Genomic DNA, 1325 nt, shown 5'->3' on the forward strand with positions numbered 1-1325 from the left:
ATCAATCGCTCTTACCATCGCTTTCATCGTCGATGGATGGCTCATCATGCGTGGGGCAATAGAAATGCCCCTCGCAGGTTTCCTAAGCCGATGCCTGCGCATCAGTATTATTACTTCAATTGCTCTCACAGCAGGACTTTATCAAACAGACATTGCTAAATTGATCATAGACATACCTAATGATTTATCAAGCGCGCTAATAAACAATTCGCCACAAGAAACGCAATTAAACGCCTTGATTGATAAGGTAGCTGAAAAAGGGTTCGAATCCGCAAGCAAAGCTTTCGAGGAAGCTGCTTTCTTGGATGCTGATGGGTTACTCTACGGTCTCTTCGGCATCCTCATTTTACTCGCAACAAGCTTCCTAGCCGCAATCGGTGGCGCATTCATCCTGCTAGCAAAAATCGCACTTGTGCTGCTCGTCGGACTCGGACCATTCTTCATCATCGCCCTCCTTTGGCAACCAACCTATCGCTTATTCGAACAATGGATAGTTCAAATTCTCAACTATACAATTCTCGTCGTCCTCTTAGCAACCATATTTAGCTTGATGATGCATATCTTTGCAAACTACATGTCTGATATTAAATTTGATGGTCAGCAAAATGTCGGTTACACGCTTGGTGGTGCGCTTATCCTTTCCATTATTTCCACAGTGCTGTTGCTCAAATTGTCAAGCATTGCCAATGCTCTGGCAAAAGGCGTTACTTTTAGACATCTCTGGACCCCAGGTGCAGGAGAAAGAAAGACCTCGTACAGCAATCGCACAGTCAAATAACCTGTAAACACAAGAGAAGATATCTGCACTGTCAAAAGTCATTTGCCTCAACAAAAACAAAATCAAGAAAATAAAGAAACTTACAGGCTATATACTTTATAATCAAAATTGAAATAATGATAAAAAAGTGTTAGGTTGAATTTAAAAGTTGAATAAGGAATGGTACAATGAAATCAATCATTTTTGCAACTTTAATTGCTGGGCTTTTATCAGCTTGCGGTACGTTAGCTCCAAAGCCAAAACAACCTAATAATTGGAATCGCGTGCCTGTTAACAAAACAGTCCCTATCGAAATTCAACGAGGAGCAATATGACAAAAAAACAAGTAAAACCAATAAAAGCCGAACAACTAAATAGCTACTATGAAGAAAGCCGCGGCTTGGAACGTGAACTCATCAGCGAATTTATAAAGTCGCGCAAAACAGCGTGGCGAGTAGCAGGTGTTGTTGGGGTTTTTGGGTTATTCGGCATGATGTGCGGGGTTGTCGGCTTTTCCCAACCAGCACCCACTCCCTTGGTATTACGCGTTGATAACACAACTGGTGCA

Annotated in this window: 2 protein-coding genes and 1 pseudogene; all 3 read left to right on the forward strand. The window is 42.0% G+C overall.

Annotated features, from left to right (window positions below; genetic code table 11):
• Window positions 1-778, forward strand: a 778-nt coding sequence (locus ACFINZ_RS09680) for a type IV secretion system protein (RefSeq protein WP_375701409.1), incomplete at its 5' end; no start/stop codon positions are given.
• A 167-nt stretch (window positions 779-945) separates the two neighbouring features.
• Window positions 946-1092: a type IV secrection system protein TrwH gene (gene trwH, locus ACFINZ_RS09685; protein ID WP_011181338.1), complete on the forward strand. Its 147-nt coding sequence runs from the start codon at window positions 946-948 to the stop codon at window positions 1090-1092.
• A pseudogene (gene trwG, locus ACFINZ_RS09690) lies at window positions 1089-1325 on the forward strand (type IV secrection system protein TrwG); the annotation flags it as partial. The gene trwH and the pseudogene trwG, both read left to right, overlap by 4 nt.

The organism is Bartonella sp. AA81SXKL, assembly GCF_042196945.1.
Classification (GTDB): Bacteria; Pseudomonadota; Alphaproteobacteria; order Rhizobiales; family Rhizobiaceae; genus Bartonella.

Coding starts and splice junctions, on each gene's coding strand:
- trwH (WP_011181338.1), top strand. CDS start 946: ATGAAATCAATCATTTTTGCAACTTTAATTGCTGGGCTTTTATCAGCT.